The sequence below is a fragment of the Streptacidiphilus jeojiensis genome, from assembly GCF_042510965.1.
GTDB classification, from domain to species: Bacteria; Actinomycetota; Actinomycetes; order Streptomycetales; family Streptomycetaceae; genus Streptacidiphilus; species Streptacidiphilus jeojiensis.
Genome location: NZ_JBEUKS010000006.1, coordinates 193,383 through 216,421, shown reverse-complemented (window position 1 = coordinate 216,421; position 23,039 = coordinate 193,383). Strand labels below are relative to the sequence as shown.

19 protein-coding genes are annotated in these 23,039 nt (G+C 71.6%); 7 read left to right on the top strand and 12 right to left on the bottom strand.

What is annotated here, in order from left to right; genetic code table 11:
* Positions 1-11: 11 nt before the first annotated feature.
* From ABUW04_RS18555 to ABUW04_RS18540, 4 genes are all read right to left on the bottom strand, one after another.
* The gene (locus ABUW04_RS18555; RefSeq protein ID WP_380565787.1) at positions 12-2,459 is read right to left on the bottom strand and encodes a beta-xylosidase/alpha-l-arabinosidase; all 2,448 of its coding nucleotides are present in this window, start codon (positions 2,457-2,459) and stop codon (positions 12-14) included.
* A gap of 163 nt (positions 2,460-2,622) precedes the next feature.
* Positions 2,623-3,522: a carbohydrate ABC transporter permease gene (locus ABUW04_RS18550; protein WP_030252000.1), complete on the bottom strand. Its 900-nt coding sequence runs from the start codon at positions 3,520-3,522 to the stop codon at positions 2,623-2,625.
* A gap of 2 nt (positions 3,523-3,524) precedes the next feature.
* Positions 3,525-4,532, bottom strand: coding sequence for a carbohydrate ABC transporter permease (locus ABUW04_RS18545; protein WP_084713770.1), 1,008 nt, complete (start codon positions 4,530-4,532; stop codon positions 3,525-3,527).
* Positions 4,532-5,797, bottom strand: a complete 1,266-nt coding sequence (locus ABUW04_RS18540; RefSeq protein ID WP_030251995.1) for an ABC transporter substrate-binding protein — start codon at positions 5,795-5,797, stop codon at positions 4,532-4,534. Before ABUW04_RS18540 ends, ABUW04_RS18545 begins: the two co-directional genes overlap by 1 nt.
* Positions 5,798-5,997: 200 nt before the next feature.
* On the opposite strand from ABUW04_RS18540, the gene ABUW04_RS18535 reads away from it, so the two are divergent.
* Together ABUW04_RS18535 and ABUW04_RS18530 are read left to right on the top strand one after the other, a co-directional pair.
* Positions 5,998-7,050: a LacI family DNA-binding transcriptional regulator gene (locus tag ABUW04_RS18535; RefSeq protein WP_030251992.1), complete on the top strand. Its 1,053-nt coding sequence runs from the start codon at positions 5,998-6,000 to the stop codon at positions 7,048-7,050.
* A 107-nt stretch (positions 7,051-7,157) separates the two neighbouring features.
* Positions 7,158-8,735 carry a glycoside hydrolase family 43 protein gene (locus ABUW04_RS18530; RefSeq protein ID WP_380565786.1) on the top strand — a complete coding sequence of 526 codons (1,578 nt, stop codon included), beginning with the start codon at positions 7,158-7,160 and terminating at the stop codon, positions 8,733-8,735.
* Between the two features lie 19 nt (positions 8,736-8,754).
* Here the strand turns inward: ABUW04_RS18530 and ABUW04_RS18525 are convergent, their stop codons facing one another.
* The 6 genes from ABUW04_RS18525 to ABUW04_RS18500 form a co-directional block, all read right to left on the bottom strand.
* Complete coding sequence (locus ABUW04_RS18525; protein WP_380565785.1) at positions 8,755-10,797, bottom strand: hypothetical protein; 2,043 nt, start codon at positions 10,795-10,797, stop codon at positions 8,755-8,757.
* A complete protein-coding gene (locus ABUW04_RS18520; RefSeq protein WP_030251985.1) occupies positions 10,794-12,923 on the bottom strand; it encodes a hypothetical protein in 2,130 nt (709 codons plus the stop codon). Before ABUW04_RS18520 ends, ABUW04_RS18525 begins: the two co-directional genes overlap by 4 nt.
* A gap of 3 nt (positions 12,924-12,926) precedes the next feature.
* On the bottom strand, positions 12,927-13,652 hold the full coding sequence (locus ABUW04_RS18515) for a hypothetical protein (protein WP_157623661.1): 726 nt from the start codon (positions 13,650-13,652) through the stop codon (positions 12,927-12,929).
* Positions 13,653-13,813: 161 nt separating this feature from the next.
* The gene (locus ABUW04_RS18510) at positions 13,814-14,692 is read right to left on the bottom strand and encodes a DNA-3-methyladenine glycosylase family protein (protein ID WP_380565784.1); all 879 of its coding nucleotides are present in this window, start codon (positions 14,690-14,692) and stop codon (positions 13,814-13,816) included.
* The gene (locus ABUW04_RS18505; RefSeq protein ID WP_380565783.1) at positions 14,689-15,135 is read right to left on the bottom strand and encodes a MarR family winged helix-turn-helix transcriptional regulator; all 447 of its coding nucleotides are present in this window, start codon (positions 15,133-15,135) and stop codon (positions 14,689-14,691) included. The genes ABUW04_RS18510 and ABUW04_RS18505 overlap by 4 nt, the downstream gene beginning before the upstream one ends.
* Positions 15,136-15,236: 101 nt before the next feature.
* Positions 15,237-16,547 (bottom strand): YhgE/Pip domain-containing protein, encoded by a 1,311-nt coding sequence (locus ABUW04_RS18500; protein ID WP_030251975.1) that lies wholly within the window; start codon positions 16,545-16,547, stop codon positions 15,237-15,239.
* A 134-nt stretch (positions 16,548-16,681) separates the two neighbouring features.
* On the opposite strand from ABUW04_RS18500, the gene ABUW04_RS18495 reads away from it, so the two are divergent.
* On the top strand, positions 16,682-17,122 hold the full coding sequence (locus ABUW04_RS18495; RefSeq protein WP_232242072.1) for a pyridoxamine 5'-phosphate oxidase family protein: 441 nt from the start codon (positions 16,682-16,684) through the stop codon (positions 17,120-17,122).
* Between the two features lie 10 nt (positions 17,123-17,132).
* Here the strand turns inward: ABUW04_RS18495 and ABUW04_RS18490 are convergent, their stop codons facing one another.
* Complete coding sequence (locus ABUW04_RS18490) at positions 17,133-17,702, bottom strand: TetR/AcrR family transcriptional regulator (protein WP_030251971.1); 570 nt, start codon at positions 17,700-17,702, stop codon at positions 17,133-17,135.
* A 99-nt stretch (positions 17,703-17,801) separates the two neighbouring features.
* Between ABUW04_RS18490 and ABUW04_RS18485 the strand changes: the two genes are divergently transcribed.
* The 4 genes from ABUW04_RS18485 (at position 17,802) to ABUW04_RS18470 (ending at position 21,140) form a co-directional block, all read left to right on the top strand.
* Positions 17,802-18,254 carry a nuclear transport factor 2 family protein gene (locus tag ABUW04_RS18485; RefSeq protein WP_037594672.1) on the top strand — a complete coding sequence of 151 codons (453 nt, stop codon included), beginning with the start codon at positions 17,802-17,804 and terminating at the stop codon, positions 18,252-18,254.
* A 313-nt stretch (positions 18,255-18,567) separates the two neighbouring features.
* Positions 18,568-19,479: an ABC transporter substrate-binding protein gene (locus ABUW04_RS18480; protein ID WP_030251964.1), complete on the top strand. Its 912-nt coding sequence runs from the start codon at positions 18,568-18,570 to the stop codon at positions 19,477-19,479.
* A 12-nt stretch (positions 19,480-19,491) separates the two neighbouring features.
* Positions 19,492-20,403 carry an amino acid ABC transporter permease gene (locus ABUW04_RS18475; RefSeq protein WP_084713764.1) on the top strand — a complete coding sequence of 304 codons (912 nt, stop codon included), beginning with the start codon at positions 19,492-19,494 and terminating at the stop codon, positions 20,401-20,403.
* A complete protein-coding gene (locus ABUW04_RS18470; RefSeq protein ID WP_037594670.1) occupies positions 20,400-21,140 on the top strand; it encodes an amino acid ABC transporter ATP-binding protein in 741 nt (246 codons plus the stop codon). Before ABUW04_RS18475 ends, ABUW04_RS18470 begins: the two co-directional genes overlap by 4 nt.
* Positions 21,141-21,204: 64 nt before the next feature.
* Here the strand turns inward: ABUW04_RS18470 and ABUW04_RS18465 are convergent, their stop codons facing one another.
* The gene (locus ABUW04_RS18465) at positions 21,205-22,860 is read right to left on the bottom strand and encodes an ABC-F family ATP-binding cassette domain-containing protein (RefSeq protein ID WP_030251956.1); all 1,656 of its coding nucleotides are present in this window, start codon (positions 22,858-22,860) and stop codon (positions 21,205-21,207) included.
* Positions 22,861-23,039: the final 179 nt, after the last annotated feature.

Genomic DNA, 23,039 nt, shown 5'->3' with positions numbered 1-23,039 from the left:
GGCCCGGCCGCTCAGCCGATGACGGCCGGGCAGGTGAGCACGCGGGTGTGGTCCACGCGCCGCTCCGGGCCGGTGAGGACGAGCGGGACGCGGGAGCGGATGTCGGACTCGGCGCTGGACGCCGCCAGGCGGAACTCCAGCCGGCCCGGCTCCACCACGCGTCGGCCGTCGCGGCCGGTGAAGGAGGTGGTGTCGGCGTGCACCCGGAATGTCACCCGGCGCTGCTCGCCCACCGCGAGCTCCACCCGCGCGTACCCGATCAGCCGCGACTCCGGGCGGGTGACCTGGGCGACCGGGTCGTGCAGGTAGAGCTGGACCACCTCGGCGCCGTCGCGCGGGCCGGTGTTGCGGACCCGGACGCTGATCTCGACCTCGCCGTCGGTGGGGACCGCGCCCGCCGTCGCCTCCGCCTCGTCCCATTCGAACGAGGTGTAGCTGCGGCCGTGGCCGAAGGCGTACAGCGGGGTGGGGTCGAGGTTGCTGACCTCGTTGGCGTTGCCCAGCGGCGGCTGGAGATAGGTCCACGGCTGGCCGCCGGGGCCGACCGGGATGCCGATGGGCAGCCGGCCGGAGGGGTTGACCCGGCCGGAGAGCACGCCGGCCAGTGCCGCTCCGCCCTCCTCGCCCGGGAAGAACGCCTGGACCACGGCGCCGAGCCGGTCCGCCCAGCGCCCCAGCGCGTACGGACGGCCCGTCAGCAGCACAAGTACGACCGGGGTTCCGGTCTCCAGCAGTGCGTCCAGGAACTCGCCCTGGACGCCGGGGAGGGTGAGGTCGGCGGCGTCGCAGCCCTCGCCGGAGGTGCCTCGGCCGAACAGCCCGGCCCGGTCGCCCAGTACGGCGACGCAGACCGAGGACTCCCGGGCCGCGGCGACGGCCTCGGCGAAGCCCTCGCGGGACGGGGCCGAGACGTCGCAGCCGCGGACGTGGCGCAGCTCGGAACCGGGCAGCTCGGCGCGGAGCGATTCGAGCAGCGTCGGCACCTCCACCCCGGTCGGGGTGCCCGGGTGCAGCACGCCGACATGGGCGGGGAAGGAGTAGCAGCCCATCATCGCCATCGCCTCGTCAGCGAGCGGGCCCACCACGGCGACCGGGCCCGGCCCTGCGGCGTCCTGTCCCACGCCGTCCTGTCCCACGCCGTCCTGCCCCCCACGGTTCAGCGGGAGCACGCCGACGGCGTTGTCCAGCAGGACCACGGCCTGCTGGGCCAGCCGGCGGGCCAGGTCGCGGTTGTGCGGCGGGTCCAGGTCGACGCTGCCGCGCTCCTGGTCGACATCGACGTCGGCATCGACGCCCCCGGCACCGCCGTCGACCCCGACCAGGGCGGCGGGCTCCGCGGACCAGTCCGGGTCCAGCAGCCCCAGCTCGCACTTCTGCAGCAGCACCCGGCGCAGCGCCCGGTCCACCGACGCCTCGTCGACGTCGCCGCGGCGGACCGCGGAGACCAGTTCCTCGCCGTAGGCCCGCACCGTGGGCAGCTCGACGTCCACGCCGGCGGTCAGCGCCAGCCGGGCCGCGTCGGCCCGGTCGGCGGCGACCCGGTGCAGGGTCTCCAGGAAGCCGATACCGAAGTAGTCGGCGACCACGGTTCCCTCGAACCCCCAGATGTCGCGCAGGAGTTCGGTGAGCAGTCGGGGGTCGGCGGCGGCCGGGACGCCGTCGATCTCGGAGTAGGAGTGCATCACCGAGCGGGCACCGCCGTCACGCAGGGCGTGCTCGAACGGCGGCAGGATGACGTCGGCGACCTCGCGGGCGCCGGCCCGGACCGGGGCCAGGTTGCGGGCACCGCTGGACGCCGAGTAGCCGGCGAAGTGCTTGAGCGTGGCCACGATCCCGGTCGACTCCAGACCGGCGACATAGGCCGCGCCGACGGTGCCCACCAGGTAGGGGTCCTCGCCGATGGTCTCCTCGACCCGGCCCCAGCGCAGGTCGCGGACCACGTCCAGGACCGGCGCGAGCCCCTGATGCACGCCGACCGAGCGCAGGTCGCTGCCGATCGCGGCGGCCATCTCCCGTACCAGCTCCGGGTTCCAGGACGCTCCCCAGGACAGCGGCACCGGGTAGATGGTGGCTCCCCAGGCGGCGAAGCCGGCCAGGCACTCCTCGTGGGCGACGGCCGGTATGCCGAAGCGGTTGGCGTCGGCGATCCGCTGCTGGGCCCGGGCCAGCGAGCGGGCGCCCAGCGCCGGGTCGACCGGAGCGGTGCCGAACGGCCGGGTCAGCTGCCCCAGCCCGGTGCTGATGAGCTTGTCCAGGTCGACCGGGTCGGCCAGGTTGTCGTGCATGTGCGGGGCGACGCCGCCGCCCTCCGCGTCCGCGCCCACCCAGACGCCGTAGAGCTGGGCGACCTTCTCCTCCAGGGTCATCCGGGCCATCAGGTCGGAGACCCTGGTCCCGGCAGGCAGGGACGGGTCCCGCCAGGGGCCGTGGGGGTGGCTGGGGTCGTGCTCGGTCGCCATCGGAGGAGGCGTCCTTTCGTGGGATGCAGTGCTGGAGCAGTGCGGAGCTGGTGAACGGCGGAGCTGGTGAACGGCGGTGCTGGTGAACGGCGGTGCCGGTGAACGGCGGTGCCGGGTAACGGCGGTGCCGGGAAAGGGAACGGCGGCGCTCAGGCCCGGGCGGTCACTTGCCGCCGACGCCCATCAGGCCGCTGATCAGTGCCTTGCGGGCGAGCAGGTAGGCGACGAACATCGGGATGCCGGACAGCACCACGGCCGCCAGCGTCGCCGGGATGTTGACGCCGTACTGGCTGCTGAGGGTGTAGAGCCCGGTGGTCAGCACCCGCTCGTTGTCCGACTGGGTCAGGATCAGCGGGAAGATGAAGCCGTTCCAGGCGTTCAGTGCGGTGAAGACGGCCACGGTGCTGAGCCCGGACCGGGACAGCGGGACGACCAGCTGCAACAGGATGCGGGCCTGCCCGGCGCCGTCCAGGGCCATCGCCTCGTACAGCTCCTCGGAGATGTCGCGCATGCTGCCGACCAGGATCAGCAGGGTGACCGGCATCGCGAAAGCCGCCGTGGGCAGGATGATGGCCGGCAGCGAGTCGTACAGGCCCATCTTCCCGATCATCACGTACAGCGGGACGATGGTGACCGGCGCCGGGATGGCCAGGCCGAGCAGGAAGATCCGGAACGCGAAGTTGGCCCAGCGGCCGGCGCTGCGCACCACCACGTAGGCGACCGGGACGCAGAGCAGCACCACGGCCGCCACCGTGAAGGCGGTCACCAGCACGTTGTTGACCAGGAAGCCCCAGAAGCCGCTGTCGAGCACCAGCTTGTAGTTGCTCAGCGTCAGCGTCTTGGGCCAGGACAGCGGGTTGCCGCCGAGGGCCTCGTCCTGGGTCCGCAGCGAGGTGGTCACCAGGATGTAGAGCGGGACCAGGACGATGACCAGCCAGACTCCGGCGCCGAGGCCGGCCAGCGGGTTGCCCTTGATCCGCAGGCCCTTGCGGCCGGTGCTCCTGGACCCGGAGCCCCTGGACCCGCTGCCCCTGAGCCGGGCGGCCTTGATTGACTGACTCATCGTCACATCCCCTCCCGGGTGGAGCGCATGGACCCGAAGCCGGAGAACTTGACCATGAGCAGGGACAGCAGTGTGGAGACCACGACGAGGGCGGTGCCGAGCGCGCTCGCGTAGCCGAAGTCGAAGCCCTGGAAGGCCTCCCGGTACATCCCGTAGGACAGCGTGGTGCTGGAGGTGCCCGGGCCGCCCTGGGTGAGCAGGAAGACGGTCTCGAAGGAGGTGAGCGAGCCGACGATGATCAGCACCGAGGAGGTGGTGATCGTGTGCCGCAGCTGCGGCAGGGTGATGTGGAAGAACTGGCGCCAGCGGCCGCAGCCGTCGATGGACGCCGCCTGGTACAGCACCTCGGGGATCTGCCGCGCCCCGCCCTGGTAGATCAGGGTGTGGAAGGGGATGAACTGCCAGCCGCCGACGAAGGCCACCGCGATCAGCGCGCCGTTGGACGAGCCGATGATGTTGCCGTCGGGGAAGCCCAGCCACGGCCCGATGGTGGTCGCCAGACCGAAGTTGGGGTCCAGGATCGCCTTGAAGAGCAGTGCGATGGCGGTGGTGGACAGCACCAGCGGGATGAAGAAGACGGCCGACAGCACGGCCCGGTTCTTCTCCCGGCCGGCCGCCCAGACGCCGAGCAGCAGGGCGACCGGGGTCTGGAAGGCCCAGCTCAGCACGGTCAGCACGATCGTGATCACGGTCGCCTGGCGGACGTCGCTGTCCTGGAACAGCCGGGTCCAGTTGGACAGGCCGGAGAAGTGCGGCGTGCCGAGGCCGCCCCAGCTGCCGCAGAAGGAGAGGTAGACCGCGTAGACCATGGGGGCCACCGCGAAGACCGCGAAGAACAGCACGCCGGGCACGGCCCAGCCGGGGCTGGGGCGCCCCACCCGGGCGGCCACACTGCGGCGGACGCGGCCCTGCGGGGCGTCATCCCGGGCGTCGGAGCCCTGGGCGCCGGCCGGGGCCCGGCCCGGCCCGCCGTCCTTACTGGCGGGCCGGGCCTCAGCTTGACTGGACATTACTTGAGCGCCTTCATGTCGGTGACGAACTGCTCGGGGCTGACCTGGCCGGCGAAGAGCTTGCCGATCTCGGTGGTCATCTGGGTGGCCTGCTTGGCCGGCAGCGCCTGGTCCCAGGACAGCTGGAAGGACGGGGCCTTCTGCACCATGTCGTACTGGAACTGGGCGAACGCCGGGTTGGGCGAGCTGGAGAGCAGGTCCTTGGCCGAGGTGGTGGCCGGGACGTCCCCGTTGGCGACCAGCTTGTTGGCGTAGTCGGCGGTGGCCATCGCCTTGAGGAAGGCGACCGCGGCGTCCTTGTTCTTGGTGTGCGCGTTGACGGACCAGTAGTTGGTCGGGTTGCCGACCACGTCGGCCGCGTCACCGGTGCCGCCGTCGACGGTCGGGAAGTTGACCCAGCCCTCGTCCTTGGTGGCGAACTCCTTGTGGTTGGCCAGCTGGTTGGAGTAGTCCCAGGTGCCCATCAGCTGCATCGCGGCCTTGCCGGTGCCCAGCAGGGTCGGGGCGGCGTTGTTGGTATAGCTGGTGGCGGTGAAGGTCTTGCCGAAGGCGCCGTCGTCGATCAGCTGCTTGGCGGTCTGGGCCGCCTTCAGCACCGCCGGGTCGCCCCAGGCGGAGGAGTCGCCGCCGGCGATCTTCTGGAAGACCGAGGGCCCGGCGATCCGGTCCAGCAGCTCCTCCAGCCACATCTGCTCGGTCCAGGCGTCGGCACCGCCGAGCGCGACCGGGGTGATGTTCTTGGCCTTCAGGGTGGTGATGGCCGTCTGCAGCGCCGCCCAGGTGGTAGGGGCCTGCAGACCGTTCTGGGTGAACAGGGTCTTGTTGTAGAAGAGCACCACCGGCTGCATGCCGCGCATGGGTATGCCGTAGTTCTTGCCGTCGATGGCGCCGGCCGCGAGCACCGAGGGCAGGAAGGAGCTCTTGAACGAGGAGTCCTGGGTCAGGTAAGGGGTCAGGTCCAGCAGCTCGCCGGCGTCCACGAAGGGCTTGATGCTGCCGCCGCCCCAGTTGTAGAGCAGGTCCGGAGCGTTGGGCGAGCTCATCACCGCGTTGAGCTTGTTCTGGTACGAGTCTCCGGGGATCTCGACCAGCTTCACCTTGACCTTGGAGGTCTTGTTGAACTCGGCGACCGCCGCTTCCTGGACCTTCACGGCGCCATCGCCGTAGACGTACGCGGTCAGCGTGCCACCGCCGGAGCTCGACCCCGAGCCGGAGCCGGAGCCGCAGGCTGCGGTCAGCAGACCGAGACAGACCGCCCCCACCATCGCGGTGGTTCTGACAGCCCGTCGACTCCCCTGCCGAGCACCGTTCGACCTGATCGCCATCACACACACCTTCGTGTCGAATGTTTCGGAGCAAATTCCGAATGATTACGGGGAACTTAAGCGGCGGTTGCGATCGACGTCAAGAGAGGTCCGTTCGGATCTCGTTCCCGTTTTGGTCACGATCCGCTAGCATCTCCGCCATGAGCACCGCCCGAGAACCCCGCCTGCGCAGCGAGAACGGCTCCTCCCCGACCGGAGCCACGCTCGCTGAGATCGCCCGTGCCGCGGGTGTATCCGCTCCGACAGTTTCGAAGGTTCTCAACGGACGATCGGATGTGGCGCCCGCCACCCGGCTCCGGGTCGAGGAGCTCCTGCAGCAGCACGAGTACCAGCCGCGCCGGCGCAGCGGCCCCGCCCCGTCCTCCCTGCTCGACCTGGTCTTCCACGAGCTGGAGAGCCCCTGGGCGATGGAGGTCATCCGCGGGGTCGAGGCCGTCGCCCGCACCGAGGGCCTGTCGCTGGTCGTCTCGGAGTCGGCCGGACGGCTCAGCCCCGGGCAGAGCTGGGTCGACGCGGTGCTGGCCCGCCGCCCGGTCGGGGTGATCCTGGTCCTCTCCGACCTGGACCAGGCCCAGCGCGACCAGCTGACCAGCCGCGGGATCCCCTACGTGGTGATAGACCCGGCCGGCGACCCGGGCCCCGACGTGCCCGCCATCGGCGCCACCAACTGGCAGGGCGGCCTCAGCGCCGCCCGCCACCTGCTGGAGCTGGGACACCGCAGGATCGGCGTGATCAGCGGCCCGGCCCGGATGATGTGCAGCCGGGCCCGGGTGGACGGCTACCGGGCGGCGCTGGACACCGCCGGGGTGCCCTTCGACGAGAGCCTGGTCGCCGAGGGCGACTTCCACCACGAGACCGGCTACACCGCGGGACTGGAACTGCTGGCCAGGCCGGACCGGCCGACCGCGATCTGCACCGGCAACGACCTCCAGGCGCTCGGCCTCTACGAGGCCGCCCGCGAACTGGGCCTGCGCATCCCGGACGACCTCAGCGTGATCGGCTTCGACGACCTGCCGCTGGCCCGCTGGGTCGGCCCGCCGCTGACCACCGTCCGCCAGCCGCTGGTGGAGATGGCCGAGTCGGCCATCCGGCTGGTCCTGGACCTGGCCCGGGGCGAGGCCCCGGCCACCCGCCAGCTCGACCTGGCCACCCGGCTGGTCGAGCGCAGCAGCACCGCTCCCCCGGCAGCCTGAGCACCGGCCGCGCCACCCGCCCCACCACCAACGCCACCATCGCCGCCACTGCCACCACCACCAACGCCGCCACCGCCGCCACCGCCCGAACCGAGGTACCTGCCGCCATGCCGACGACCGCCCGGAACCCGCTGCTGCCCGGCTTCCACCCGGACCCCAGCATCTGCCGCGTCGGCGAGGACTACTACCTGGTCAACTCCTCCTTCCAGTACTTCCCCGGCCTGCCGCTGCACCACAGCAGGGACCTGGTGCACTGGCAGCCGGTCGGGCATGTGCTGGACCGTCCCGGGCAGCTCCCGCTGGACCGGGTGCGCCCCTCCGGCGGGCTGTACGCGCCCACCATCCGGCACGACGGCAGCCGCTTCCACGTCGTCTGCACCCTGGTGGACGGCACCCTGCCGGGGCGGCAGGGCAACTTCGTGGTCTCCGCGGAGGACCCGGCCGGCCCCTGGACCGACCCGGTCTGGCTGCCGGAGGCACCCGGCTTCGACCCCTCGCTCTTCTTCGACGAGGACGGCTCCGCGTACCTGCTGGGCACCCGGCAGATACCCGGCGCCGAGCCCGAGGGCCGCACCGAGATCTGGCTGCGCCCGATCGAGGCGGGCGGCGACTGGCGGTTCACCGGCCCCGAGAGCGTCCTCTTCTCCGGCGCCCTGGTCGACGCCGTCTGGGCCGAAGGGCCGCACCTCTACCGCCACGACGGCGGCTACCTGCTGCTGCTGGCCGAGGGCGGCACCGAACAGAACCACGCGATCACCGCGGCCAGGGCCGACCGGATCACCGGCCCGTACCGGAACTGTCCGCGCAACCCGCTGCTGACCCACCGTCACCTGGGCCCGGGGCAGCCGGTCGGCGCCGTCGGCCACGCCGACCTGGTGCAGACCCAGTACGGCGACTGGTACGCGGTGCTGCTGGCCACCCGCCCACTGCCGGGCCCGGACGGCGAACCGCACGAACTGCTGGGCCGGGAGACCTTCCTGGCCCGGGTCGACTGGCAGGACGGCTGGCCGCTGTTCTCCCCCGGCGTCGGCCAGGTGGAGCCCCGGCTGGAGGTCCGACTCCCGGACGCGGCCGACCCGGAGGCGGCCCCGCCCGCCGAGACCGACGACTTCGCCGCCCCCGCCCTGGCCCCGCACTGGAACCTGCTGCGGACCCCGTACCGGCCGGTCCACCAACTGCCGGGCACGGGCCTGCGCCTGCCGCTGCTGCCGGAGACGATCACCGAACGCGTCTGCCCCGCCTTCGTCGCCCGCCGGTTGCAGCACCACGCCTTCGAGGCCGAGACCCTGCTCGACTTCACCCCGGCCGCGCCCGGCGAGGCGGCCGGCCTGGTGCTGTTCCAGGACGAGGACCACCAACTCCGCCTGCTGCTCGGCGCCGACGGGCAGCTGGACCCGGTCCTCACCCTCATCGAACGCCGCGCCGGCAAGGAGACCCTGCTGGCCTCCACCAGCGCCGTCCCGGCCGGCACCCCGCTGCGGCTGACCGTCCGCGCCGACGGCCTGCGGCTCCGCTTCCGGTACCAGGACCGGGAGTTCGCCGAGGCCGACGCCACCGTGCTGAGCACCCGCACCGCCGGCGGCTTCACCGGCGCCTACATCGGCCTCTACGCCAGCTCCCACGGCGCCCCGGACTCCCCGAACCACGCCGACTTCCCCTGGTTCCGCTACTCCCCGCGCCGGTAGGAGGGCTGCGCGGACCTCCTCAGGGCGGTGTGGCCAGCACGCTGGAGAGCCGGAGGATCACCCCCTGGTGCAGATCGGCGGTGAAGTCTCCGGTGCTGGTGTCCGGTTGACCGGCCCGGTGCACGGTGGCGCCGAGGTGGAGCAGGCCGGAATCGGCCTGACGGTCCGCCACCAGTGGTTGCACCAGGTCGATCTGGAACATGGGCGTGTCGGGGGCGAGGGCGAAGGTGAGGCTCTGGGTGTCCCCGTCCAGCCGGGCCCTGACGTCCACTCCGGTGATGCCGTCGGCCCCCATCTTCGCGTCGTTGACCAGGGTGATGGTGGTGTGCAGGTCCTCGATGTAGAGCCGTTGCTGGTCGATGACGGCCGGGGTGGAGTCGGCCAGGGTGTAGTCGGCGGTGAGCTGCGCCCCCGTCGAGGTGGCGGCCGGGACGGTCGCCGTACCGCCGCCGCCGGGCACCGCCACGGCCAGGCCGCCCGCCACCAGCCGGCTGGAGCCGTCGGCCAGGGTCTCCAGCAGCCGGCTGAGGGTGGCCGCGGTCTCCGCGTGGTTCTGCACGGTGGCCGTGGCGCCGTCGCCGCTCGCCAACACCGGACCGGCCGGCCAGGGCCCGGTCAGGTGGACCACGTCCACGTGCAGCTCGACCGGGCCGATGCTGCTGCCGTCGCTGAGGGCGAAGGCGGCATTGCCCACCAACTGCCCCTCCGCGGCGGCGGATCCGAGCATCGCGTTGACGACCACGGCGTCCGTGTAGTTCAGCTCGGCGCTGATCTGGAGGGAACTGCCGGAGACCGTCGCCTGGACCGGAGTGCTCGCATTCCACCCGGTCACGGTGAGGGCCGACATTCCCGAGCCGTAGTCGGTGGGCAGCAGCAGGGTCGGCCGGCGCCCCGCACGGACTGCCAGTACCGCACTCAGGTCGGCCAGTTGGGCGGGGCGCAGGTCCGGCTGCAGGCTCGCCTGCAGCCGGCAGGGCAGGCCCCCGTCGTGGGTGGCGTCGAACACCTCGATCCAGCGGATCAGTGGGCTCCAGTCCGGGACTCCGGGGTGTCCGGGGTCCGCCCGGCCGACCCGGTAGCGGCGCGGGAGCACCAGGTAGACGGCCGGCCGGGTGAGCGAGGCGAGCACCTCGTAGTCCGCGGTGGCCAGTTCGTCCAGGGCGGTGTAAAGCTTGTCGGGGAGTCGGCCCAGGGCCATGCCGTCCTGGCAGCCGATCGGGACCGGCTTGGCCGGGTCGGTGGTGTCGAGGTAGAGCCGGCCGTAGTCGGTGCAGGGGACCAGGAGGTCCAGGCTGCGGCTCTGCCCGGTCGAGACGCGGTCCCAGCTGCCCACCGGGTCGTCGCCGCCGTCGGACACGGCCGGAGCACGCTCCGGCGCGAGCCGGACACCGTCCGCAGCCACCAGCTCCGCCGAGGTGCCGCGCGGCGGCAGCAGCCAGTCCCACCAGTAGGCGGTGAAGGTGACGCTGGTCCGCAGCCGCAGCGGAACCGGCTGGTACCCGGGCCGCGAGAGGCTTCCGTACGCCGCCCGGGCCAGGTCTCCGGCCACCTCGAAGACAAGGGTGCGGTTGTCCCCGTCCTGGGTGGTCCGGGAGGCCGCGATCGAGGTGGTGGTCAGACTGCCCTTGACCTCGTCCACGTAGGGGATGTCGATGACGGCCTGGAAGCCGTCCAGCGGGATCGGCGCGCAGTGGCCGAGGTCGGAGATCTTCGCCTTGGTCGCGTCGCTGAGGAAGGACTGGAGCTGCACCGTGATCGTGGCGGCGAGGCTCGGTTCGCCGTCCGCTGCGTGACCGGTGACGAAGGTGTAGCCGAAGGGGCTCTGCGGCCACTGGCTCTGCGCCGTCGGCGCGACGATGCGGAAGGTCGGCAGGTACCAGCTGAACCAGCCGAGGTAGATGTCCTCCAGCACGTCGAACCCGTCCGGGTCGCTGCCGGGCAGCTTCGGCCCGCCCGGGTTGCCGTCGTCGGGCGGGGAGGCGTCGCGCACCACCGCGGCCTGCGCCTGGGTCAGTAGAGGGTGGGTCAGTAGCGGCTGCGTCAGCAGCGGTCGGATCCTCATCGCGGGTTGGTCTCGGTGACGCCGGGTTCGCCGACTCTGGGCGGGAGCGCGGTGAACGCGCCGTTGCCGGAGGTGGCCTCGATCCAGGGTCCGGTCCAGCCGTCGTTGGGCGGTGCCGCGTCGCCGATGTCGGCATTGCGGTAGACGGTGACCCGGTAGCTGAACTGCGGCTGGTAGTCCGGCTGTCCGGTGTAGACGGTCCAGTAGCGGGCCGTGTGCTGGTCGTCCGCGGTGAAGGAGAAGGTCACCACGTCGTCGGCCCTGGAGGTGCCGTCCAGCCGGGTGCCCTGCGGCTTGAGGGCGATGTCGGCGGTCCAGTTCCCGCTGAGGTGGCCGCCGAGGGCGATCGGTCCGACGTTCAGCACGCCGACGTGGTCGCACTTCACGGCCTGGGCCAGGTCGTTGGTGAGGGTGCCGTTCTCGCCCGGGTCGAGCTGGACCTGGCCCACCTCGACCCGCTGCCGCAGATAGGGGCTGTCGGTGTCGGGGGCCGGCGGGTTGAAGACGATGGAGCGCTTCACGTACAGCTTGTCCGGGGTCCAGCCCTGCGGCGGGTTGGCCACGTCGACGGCCTGCTTCTCGGTCATCCGGGCGAACCAGGTGGAGGATGTCGTGCCGTCGGCGAAGCTGATGTAGGCGCTGGGCGCGGAACTCGGCGAGGTCGAGCCGGGGCTGCCGGTGGGCAGGCCCTGCGCGGGGTTGGCGGGCACGACCGCCGACGGGTCGCTCGGCGGGGAGAAGGTGGTGCCGCTCCACTGCAGGCTACCGGCGGTGTTGGGGTAGCCGATCTGCACGCTGACGTAGTCGACCGGGTCGCCGACCCAGTGCCGTTGCGGGTCCGGCCAGTTGACGCCCGGCTTGCAGGCGACGGTGATCATGCGGTCGTAGTCGTCGAGGTACAGCTCGCCGAAGTACTTCCGCAGGACCGACGGATCATGGGCGAGGACGTCACCCAGGCCGTCCAGGGCGCCGCCGATGGTGTGCGGCTGGAGGTAGCGGGAGTCCGAGGTGAACTGGAAGCTGTTGGCGATGTCGACCTGGTCGTGCCGGAAGTCCAGCGACACCCCCACGCCCAGGCCCCAGCCGGTGCCGAAGCAGCCGCTGCCGCCGGAGGGGGCCTGCGCGTCCGGGACGGTGGGCATCGGCTGGAAGATGACCTGCTTGGCCTGGTCCATCCAGAGCGGGATGAGCATGTCGATGAACTTCTCGACGGTCTTCTCCTGGTCGTCCGCCCCCTGCAGGGTGCGGTCGATCTCCAGGTTCACCTTGATCGCTCCGGTGGTGCGCAGGTAGTTCCAGGTGGTCTTCACGTCCGCGGAGGCCCAGAAGTACTGGGCGTGCACGGCGGTGGAGAGGTGCGAGAAGACCCGCTCCCAGTCGGAGGTCATGGTCAGCGAGGTGATCGGCGCCCACAGCGGGACCTGCAGGTTCTCGATGACGGCGATGACGCTCTGGTTGGCCTTGAAGCCGGCGGCGACGATCTCCGCGGACACCGAACCCATCATGCAGGTGAAGGAGTTGTCGGCGACCGGGTCGGTGGCGCCGGGGCCCTGGCCCTGCATCTTCCAGAAGAAGGGGTCGGTGCCGCCGGCCGTGGTGAGCGAGCCGTCGGGGTTCATGCTGGCGTTGGTGACGCTGACGATGTTGGAGGCGATCGGCATGGGACGGAAGAAGGCGGGGTCGCCGAGGGTGGGCGCGGGGGCCGAGGACTGGTACCGGGTGTAGCGGTCGCCCTTGTCCTTCCAGGTGTCCAGGATCTGCTGGTGCGCCTGTGCCAGGACCCCGTCCGGCGGTGCCGAGGTGATCGTGAAGGAGAGCGCCCCGCCGGTGACCTCCCTGGTCGTCCCGGGGATCACGCCGACCGTGGTGCTGCCGGTCTGCACCCCGGCGAAGTGCAGGTAGTAGAACTCGTAGTCCCCGTCGGGCTTCCGGGCCAGGCGCACCCCGTTGGGCACCCAGTAGTAGACCGGCGGCATCCCGGCCTGCTGCATCAGGTCGTTGTGCTTGTCCGGGAGGTAGGAGAGCGTGTAGTCGACGCCGTCCTTGCTGACCACGGTCTGCTGGAAGCCGCCGGTCCAGATCGGGCCGACCGGCTCGGCGGTGTCGATGTTCGGGAAGTCACCCATGCGCTAGATCCCCTCGGTGCTGGACGGTTCGGGCTGAGGGTCCGTCGGCCGGGTCCCGGACGGCTCGGTCGCCGGGAAGACCAGCACCTCGGGGTCGTATCCGCCGGCCAGCACCGCCGCGGCGTTGCGGAACAGCTGCTGGTCGCGGTCGTTGCGCAGGACGATGGTGCCCACCTCGGGGTTGAACCGGCACTCGTCAGCAGCGGAGGCCCAGTCACCCGCTGCCACGAAGCCCTGGAACCGGGGGAAGTCGAAAGCCGGGCCCATGCCCCAGGCCATGCTGAGCAGCCCGAGCTGGGCGTCGGCGGGCCAGTTGTCGTAGTCCGCGAAGGGGGTGCGGCCCTTCAGCACGGACTCCATCTCGTCCAGCTTGGCGAACACCACCCGGTCGATCTCGTCGTCGGTCAGCCGGAGGGTGGTCAGGTCCCGGAAGGCCCCGCCGCCGTGGGACGCCAGGTCCATGCGCGCCTTGACGGTGTCCCAGGCACCGTCCACGACCTCGGCCGTAGCCGAACTACCGTCCGAGTCGTGCCAGTCGAGCCCTTCGGCAATGGCGTGGGACTGGGCCCGCTCCGCGTCGGTGGGTGCGGTGAGCGGAGCCCGGGTTGCGTCGATCAGATTGCCGACGCCCGTGCTGACAAGGCCCTTGACGTCCAGGTACATGTAGTCGACCCGGCCCTCGAGCGGTCTGTTGAATTCGAGCCAGTATGCTCTTGTACTGTCTTTCATGAACACCTCTCCGTTGCCTCCGGCGGCAAAGAGTTGGTGCTCGAACTGAATGGTCGCGAAACGTCATGCCCGTCAACTCCCCGGCGCACGGTTGCGCACGGCCGCCGGGGAGGCGGGCGCGATCGGCCGCGCGCCCCTACCGGAGCTGACGCCCTCCGGGGTCACGCGGCGCGGAGGTAGTGGGCCCAGTAGCCCTGCGAGGTTCCGTACGGCGCGGCCAGGGCGGCGAGGTCGGACTCGGTGAGGGCACGGTCGTAGACCCGGGCGGCGGCCTTGAGCAGGCTCGGTTCGATGGGCGCCCGCTCCATCCGGCCCAGGCCGCGGATCAGCAGGAAGGTCGCCGACCAGGGCCCGATGCCGGGCAGGGCCAGCAGCGCCTGCTCGACCTGCTGGTAGGGGCCGGTGCGCAGGAAGTCCTGGTCGAGTTCGGCCCAGCCACGCAGCGACCGGTGGAGGTAGTCGGCCTTGCGCGGGTTGCCGACCAGGGCGGCCAACTCCTCCTGAGTGAGCGTCAGCAGCTGTTCCAGGTCCGGGAAGGCCCACAGTTGACGCCCCGCCAGGGTGACCGAGTTGCCGAACGACTCGGTCAGGGTCTGCTTGACCGCCCTGGCTCTGGCGATGGGTGTCCGCTGGCACAGGATCGACCAGCACAGCAGCTCCAGCGGGGTCGGGAACTTGACCTGGTGGTAGCCGTGCAGCCGCCGCACCACCGCCGCGAACGGCGGGTCGGACTCGGCGGTCCGGTAGAGCCCGGTGAGGTCGTCGTCGAGCCCGAGGAAGAAGGAGATCTGCTCGCCGGCGGCAGCGGCGGCCGCCGGGCCGATCGGCCGGTCCGCACTGAGGCCGACCCGCACTCCGGACTCGGCCGCGGCGATCGTCGCGGCCATGGTCAGACCGTCCGCGCGGACGGCCTTGACCAGGGCCCGGTCCCCGGCGTCCTGTTCACCGGTCATCGCCGGGAAGGTGCGGAGGAACCCCAGCGAGGCGGCGAAGTCGAAGGGCTGACGTGCCGTCAGGGTGAGTTCGGTGGTGTGGCTCATGTCCGTTTCGCCTCTTTCAGAAGAGAAGTGAGCAGGCCGATCGCGTCCGCGCGCGGCACCTGGGCGAAGAACTCGGCGTCGGTCCTCTCGACGGCCGGTACGGCGACGGTGAGCAGTTCCCGGCCCGCGGCCGTGAGGCTGATCCGCTTGGCGCGGGCGTCGGACGGGTCCTCCAGCCGCTCCAGCAGCCCCTTGGCCTCCAGCGTGCGCAGCACCTGGCTGGTGGTCATCGGGTCGGTCCCGGCGTGGTCGGCCAGCCCGCGCTGGGTGGCCGGACCGCCCTGCCCCGCCAGCCAGCCGGCCGAGGCCAGCAGCACGAACTGCGGATGCGTCAGCCCGAGCGGCTTCAGCACCGCGGCCATCCTCCGCTGCCAGCCCAGGCTGACCCGCCAGAGCAGGAAGCCCGGACTGTCGTCCGGACCGCTGGGGGTGGGGTGACTCATCGTCGCGATCCTCTCCGCCTCGACTATCTATGCTCACATACTATATGCGCGCATAGTAAATGGGCAAGGGTGCGACGCGGACTCCGATCCGGGTGCCGCCGCTACGAGGTCTCCGGGACCATCCGGTGCAGGCCCTTGCGGTCGTAGTACGAGGCGGCGGCCAGACCGAAGCCGAGGGCGACCACCACTCCGATGGCGATCATGATCCAGGCGCGGGTGAGGCCCGCATCGGCGCGGGCGTCGAAGTAGAGGATGGCCCGCAGCCCGCCGCTCAGCTGCCGCATCGGCTCGAACACCGCCAGCCAGCGGTAGAAGCCGGGCAGCGCCTCCAGCGGGATGGTCGCGCCGGAGGAGGGCAGCGCCAGCACGATGAAGACGAACATGCTGACGAGCTGTCCGATGCCGCCGAAGGCGGCGTTGATGGACTGCACCCCGAGGCCCACGGTGGCGCTGGCGCAGAACGAGAACAGCCACAGCAGCCACAGGTGCGAGGCGTCCATGCCCAGCAGCACCACGCAGACCAGCAGGATCAGCCCCGAGGTGAGCGCGGCGACGGCCACCGACATGGCCCACTTGACCAGCAGCGTCCGGGTGCGGTTGATCGGCACCACCGGCCGGCGGGTGTGCCAGGGGCCGATCTCGCTGTCCGCGTAGCCGAGGCCCACGTCCACGCCGTTGCTGATGACATTGCCGCCCATGAAACCGGCGAGCACCAGCAGCAGGGTGTAGTAGAAGGCGGTCAGCCCCAGCCCGCTGTGCGTCCCGATCGGATGGCCGACCTGGACCGAGACCGCGATCGGGTCGGCCAGCAGCAGCCGGGTGGCGCTGCTGGCGCTGCCGTCGGCCACGGTCGGCGCGGTGGCGGTCAGGGTCTTTCCCAGCTCCAGCGAGGCCTGGTGGGCGGCGGTCTGGTTGATGGTGCTGGCGAAGGAGGAGGCCAGGCTGCCCACCCCCGGATTGGTGAGCACGTTCAGCGTGGGCCGCGCCGGGTTCGCGGTACCGGTGCCGCCGAGCGCGGCCACCGCCGCGGTGAAGCCGGGCGGCACCTCCAGGACTCCGTCCAGCTTGCCCGAGGCCAACTGGTCCTGGGCCTCGGCCTGGTCCAGCCGCCGCCAGGACGCCTGCCGCTTCGGGTCGGCGGCGGTGGCGATGGAGTCGGTGATCTGCGCGCCGAGGACGGTCTGCCGGCCGGACACCACCGCACCGCGGTCGGCGTTGACCAGCCCGACCGGCAGCCGGTGCAGGTTCCCGTTGGGGTTGACGATGCCGCCCATGTAGAAGATCGAGAGTCCCACCACCACCAGCGACACGATGGTGGTGGGGAACATCCAGATCTTCGGGTTGCGCAGCACCTGGAGCGGGCGCACCTGCCCCGGCCGCGGCCGGTCCGCGGGAGGGAGAGGGGAAGACATGGCGCTCCAGGGGGCATAGGCGATCGGCCTTGGGCAACGTAACCGCTGCCGGTGCCAGGACCCGGCGCCCCGCCCGGCCGCGCACGGCGGTTCTACCCGACTGGCCGAGCGGGCGTCTGATTGGATGGGTCGCCGTGTACCCGCCCGAGATCCGTGCCGCGCTGGCCGCGCACACCACGCTCACCCTCGCCTACGCCGACGCCCAGGGCCCCGGCGCCTGCGCCGTGCTCTACGCCTGCGCGCCGGACGGCTCGCTGGTGCTGGTCACCTCCCGCAGCACCCGCCACGGCGGCGCGCTGGCCGCCGACGGCTCGGTGGCGTTCACCGCGCAGGCGGACGGGCAGGACTGGCTGTCGCTGACGGGCCTTCAGGGCCGGGGCAGGTGCGTGCTGCTGACGGGTGCGCAGCGCGACGCCGGCTGGGCGGCCTACCTCGACCGCTTCCCCTTCGTCGGCACCGACCCGCGGCTCGGCGAGGCGCTGCGGCGCACCGACCTGTGGGCCCTGCGGCCCGACTGGCTGCGGCTGATCGACAACGGGAAGGGCTTCGGGCACAAGCAGGAGTGGCCCGGCTGAGGACGCCCGCTCAACCGGAGGTCGGCCGCAGCCCGTCCAGGAACACCGCGAGGGTGCGGGCCCGGGTCTCCGGGTCGCCGGCGAACTCCACCGCCCTGGACGCTCCGACCAGCAGCGCCTTGAGCTCGGCGACACCGAGGTCGGCGCGGACCGCTCCGTCCTCCTGGGCCCGGTGCAGCAGCTCCCCCAGCGCCTCGCCCAGCTGCCCGGAGACCCCGGAGGTCACCCCCTCGACGTCCACCCCGGCCTGCTCCAGGGCGTCGGCGAAGGCGTTCTTCGCCGACGCCTGGTCGACCACCAGGGCGAAGAACCCGAAGAACGCGGGCCCCGGCTCGGCCGCCGCCGACAGTTCCCTGGCCCGCTCCCCCAGCCGTTCGAGCCGTCCCAGGAAGACCGCAGCCAGCAGCGCCTCCTTGGTGGGGAAGTGCCGGAAGACGGTGCCGATGCCGACGCCGGCCTGACGGGCGATCTCCTCGGTGGACGCCCCGGTCCCCCGAGCGGCGAAGACCTCCTCGGCCACCGCCAGCAGCCGCTCCCGATTGCGCCGGGCGTCGGCGCGCAGTGGCCGATCGGGCGTCATCGGGCACCACGTCCCGCGAAAGCATGGACAAACGGAGTAACCAGTCCGTATCGTTCAATCGGAGTCACAACTCCGATTCTATCCACAGCTGGAGGAGCCATGTCCGCAGCAGCCACCCCGCACCAGGCGTTCGAAGCCCTGATCGGCCACATCTCGGCCGGCCGCTGGGAGCAGATCGCCGACCTCTACGCCGAGGACACCGTGGTCGAGATCCCCTTCGCACTGCCCGCCCCGGCCAGGATCGAGGGCCGCGAACAGCTGCGTGCCCACTTCGCCACCGCCACCGACGCCGGCGTCGAGATGGAGGCGCGCAACGTCCGGGTGCACCGGACCGCCGACCCCGAGGTGATCGTCGCCGAGTTCGACTACCACGGACGGGTCAGCTCGACCGGTCGCAGCTTCGACGTGGCCAATGTGCAGATCCTCACCGTCCGGGACGGTCTGATCGCGGCCAGCCGGGACTTCCACAACCACCCGGTGATCGCCCTGGCGACCGGCCAACTGCCCGCGCTGGTGGCCGCGCTGGAATCGCCCGCACAGGCCGGACGGTGACCGCCGGCCCCCGGCCGCCGCGTCGCCGGACTCATGGCAGGGCCGCCACCTGCGGCGTCTCACCAGCTGACATGTTGTCCCGGCGTTACTGAAACGTAGCCGACGCGATTGACAGGGCACCGCACCGACCGAAATGCTCGATGAATGTCCGGAACCTCTCCGCTGATACGCCGCCGCCACGTGGACCACGAGCGCTGCTCCACCGACCTCTGTCGCTGAGGTCTCTGTCGCTGAGCGCCCGTGTGCTGAACCCGGCTCCCGCCACGCCGACCGTGCGCCGTTCTTCCGGACCCCATCGCAAAGGAACATCCCCGTGTCCCGTGCCCGTACCGCCCTCGTCGCCTCCGTCGGGGCCGTCCTCGCCCTGACCGCCGCCGCCTGCGCTCCGCAGTCCACCACCTCGTCGTCCGCGTCGACGGCGGCGTCCGGCAGCGCCTCGACCAGTGCCGGCGCCACCGCCGTCGCCGCCTCGTGCTCGACGAGCAGCCCCAGCCTGTACAAGCAGGGGCAGCTGACGGTCGCCACCGACTCCCCGGCCTACGCGCCGTGGTTCGACAGCAACAAGCCGTCCAACGGCAAGGGCTTCGAGAGCGCCGTCGCCTACGCGGTGGCCGACAAGCTGGGCTTCAGCGCCGCCCAGGTGAAGTGGGTCGTCGAGCCCTTCGACAACTCCTACGCCCCCGGCGCCAAGAACTTCGACTTCGACATCAACGAGATCTCCGCGACCGCGCAGCGGGCCAAGGCCGTGGACTTCTCCACCGGCTACTACACCGCCAACCAGGGCGTCCTGGTGCTCAACAAGTCGGGCTACGCCACGGCGACCTCGCTGAGCGCGCTGAAGAACGCCAAGATCGGCGTGCAGGTGGCCACCACCAGCTACCAGGCCGTGGTGAACGAGATCAAGCCCACCAAGACGCCCAGCGTCTTCAACACCACCAACGACGAGATCCACGCGCTGCAGAACGGCCAGATCGACGCGATCGTCACCGACATGCCGACCGTGTTCTACCTGGCCAGCGCCGAGCTGACCGGCGGGAAGATCCTCGGCCAGTTCAACTACGCCGGCGGCACGCCGGAGGAGTTCGCGCTGCTGCTGAAGAAGGACAGCGGGCTCACCAGCTGCGTCAACCAGGCCATCGCCGCGCTCAAGGCCGACGGCACCCTCACCAAGATCACCGACCAGTGGCTGTCGGCCTCGGCCAACGTCGCCACGCTGAAGCAGTAGCGGGCCCGGACCATGGACGTCAGCATCGAGGACAGCGGCGGCGAGAGCGGCGAAGGCGGCGACGACGGCGCCCACATGGAGTACCGGCCCAGCGCCGGCCAGCAGGAGCGGGAACGGTTCCGCCGTTCCCGCAAGCGGCGCGACCAGTGGATCGCCGCGCTGTGCACGCTGGGGTTCGTGGTGGTCGTGGTCGTCGGGGTGGTGGCCTCGCCGGGCTGGGACCGGGTGCACAGCCTGTTCCTGGACCACTCCGAGTTCACCAGGACCTTCCCGGCGATCCTGCGGGGCTTCTGGCTCAACGTCCAGATGTTCCTGATCGCCGAGGTGCTGATCCTGGTGCTGGGGCTGCTGCTGGCGGTGGTCCGGGTCACCCGGGCCCCCGGGCTGCTGCCGCTGCGGCTGGCGGCGACGCTCTACGTGGACGTGTTCCGCGGGGTGCCGACGCTGCTGCTGGTCTTCCTGGTCGGCTTCGGGCTGCCGGCGCTGCAGCTCCAGGGCACCCCCACCCAGCCCTGGGTGCTCGGGGTGATCGCGCTGGTGCTCTCCTACACCGCCTATGTCGCCGAGGTGTTCCGGGCCGGGCTGAACTCGGTGCACCCGGCGCAGCGCAATGCCGCCAGGGCGCTGGGGCTGAACGAGACCCAGACGCTGCGCCATGTGATCCTGCCGCAGGCGGTGCGCACCGTGGTCCCGCCGCTGCTCAACGACTTCATCGCGCTGCAGAAGGACACCGCGCTGGTGGCCGTGCTCGGCCCGCTGGAGGCCCTGCGGGTGGCCCAGATCAACGCGGACTACGACTTCAACTACACCCCCTACCTGGGCGCCGCACTCTTGTTCATCGCCATCACCATCCCCATGACCAGGTACGCCGACCGACTCCAGCGCAAGGTTGCGCAGCGCACCTGGGCGGAGGCGGGACGGTGAGCGAGCCCCTGCTGCGGATCCGCGGCCTGCGCAAGCAGTACGGCGAGCGGCTGGTGCTGCGCTCCATCGACCTGGACGTGGCCGAGCACCAGGTGGTCTGCCTGATCGGCGGTTCGGGCTCGGGCAAGTCGACCCTGCTGCGCTGCGTCGACCTGCTGGACACCGTCGACGACGGCACCATCCACCTGGGCGGCACCGAGCTGACCGATCCGCGCCTGGACGACCACGCCGCCCGGCGCCGGATCGGCATCGTCTTCCAGGCCTACAACCTCTTCCCGCACCTCAGCGTGGTGGACAACATCACCCTGGCACCGCGCAAGGTGCACAAGGTGCCGCGCAAGCAGGCCGAGGAGTACGCCAAGGAACTGCTGGCCAGGCTCGGCCTCTCGGACAAGGCCAAGGACTACCCGGACCGGCTCTCCGGCGGCCAGCAGCAGCGCGCCGCGATCGCCCGCGCGCTGGCCACCGAACCCGAGGTGCTGCTCTTCGACGAGATCACCTCGGCGCTGGACCCGGAGCTGGTGGGCGAGGTGCTGGACGTGGTGGCCGACCTGAAGCAGCGCGGCCTGACCATCCTGATGGCCACCCATGAGATGGGCTTCGCCCGGCACGCCGCCGATCGGGTCTGCTTCCTGGAGGACGGCGTGATCCGCGAGCAGGGCACCGCCGAGCAGGTCCTCACCGATCCGCAGCACGAGTCGACCCGCCGCTTCCTGGCCCGGGTGCTGGACCGCTGACGGTCCGGCACCCGGCGGCTGCTCCTGCCCCGGACTCGGACCCTGCCCCGGCCCCGGCCCCGGCTCACTCCTCCGGCGGCTGCCACGGCGTCAGCCCCTCGGTCCGGTCCAGCCGGAGCCAGCGGGTGACGCCGATGCCGCGCAGGAACGGCAGGTCGTGGCTGGCCACCACCAGGGCCCCCTGGTAGGAGGCGAGCGCCGTGGACAGCTGGCGCACGCTGGCCAGGTCCAGGTTGTTGGTGGGCTCGTCCAGCAGCAGCAGCTGCGGGGCCGGCTCCGCCAGCATCAGCGCGGCCAGGGCCGCCCGGAAGCGCTCGCCGCCGGACAGGGTGGCCGCCTGCTGGTCCGCCCTGGCGCCGCGGAACAGGAAGCGGGCCAGCCTGGCCCGGACCTGGTTGTCGGTGGCCGAGGGCGCGAAGCGGGCGACATTGCCCACCACCGACAGGTCGTCGTCGAGCACGTCCAGCCGCTGCGGCAGGTAGCGCAGCGGCACCGCCCGTTCGACCTCGCCGGCCAGCGGGTCCAGCTCGCCGACCAGGGTGCGCAGCAGCGTGGTCTTGCCCGCGCCGTTGGCGCCGACCAGGGCGATCCGCTCGGGGCCGCGCAGGTCCAGGTCCAGTGACACCCCGTCGGCCGCGTAACGGGTGCGCAGCCCACGGAGCGTCAGCACGGTCCGTCCGGCCGGGACCTCACTGGCCGCCAGGTCCACCCGGATCTCCGCGTCGGCACGGACCGCCAGCTCCGCCCCGGCCAGCCGCTCCCTGGCCTCGGCCACCTTCTCCTGCTGCTGGATCCGCAGCTTGCCGGAGGAGACCTGGGCCTGCTGCCGGCGCGCGTTCATCACGATCTTCGGCTCCCGCTTGCTGTCGTACTGCTTCTGGCCGAAGCGCTTCCGCCGGGCCAGCGTGATCTGGGTCTCCACCAGTTCGCGCTGCTGGCGACGGACATCGGCCTCGGCCACCCGCACCATCCGCTCGGCCGCCTCCTGCTCGACCGCCAGCGCCTCCTGGTAGGCGCTGAAGCCGCCGCCGTACCAGTGCACCGCGCCGTCGCGCAGATCGGCGATCCGGTCGACGTGCTCCAGCAGCTCCCGGTCGTGGCTCACCACGACCAGCGCACCGCGCCAGCCGGCGACCACCTCGTGCAGCCGCTGCCTGGCCTCCAGGTCCAGGTTGTTGGTGGGCTCGTCCAGCAGCAGCACCTCGGGCTGCCGCAGCAACTGCCCGGCCAGGCCCAGCAGTACGGCCTCGCCGCCGGAGACCTCGCCGACGGTTCCGTCCAGGCGCACGGCCTGCAGTCCGAGCCGGTCCAGGGTGGCCCTGGCCCGCTCCTCGACGTCCCAGTCGTCGCCGACCGCGGCGAAGTTCTCCTCGGTGGTCTCGCCGCGCTCGATGGCCAGCAGCGCGGAACGGGTCCCGGCGATGCCCAGCACCTCGGCCACCGGCAGCGCCGCGTCCAGGACCAGGTTCTGCGGGAGGTGTCCGAGCGTGCCGGTGACGCCCACGGTGCCGGCGTCCGGCTGCAGCTCCCCGGCGAGCAGCCGCAGCAGCGTCGACTTGCCGGAGCCGTTCAGCCCGACCAGACCGGTGCGGCCGGGTCCGATGGAGAGGTCGAAGTCCTCGAACAGGGTGCGGCCGTCCGGCCAGCAGAAGCCGAGTCCGGAGCAGACCAGCGAGGCCGCCGGGGCGGTGGGGGTGTGGCTCGGGGTGGGATGTGACATGGAGCAGCTCCTGGTGTCGGTGCGGATGGCGGACCTCGCGCATGGAGGTCCGGTGACAGCCACGGAGGGAGACACCGACAGCCCCGCAGGAAGGGACACTGCGGAAGCACCTACGAAAAAGCCGCCCAGGAACAGGGCATGGCCGATCGTCGAGGTCGGACGGGGCACGCGGGCTCACG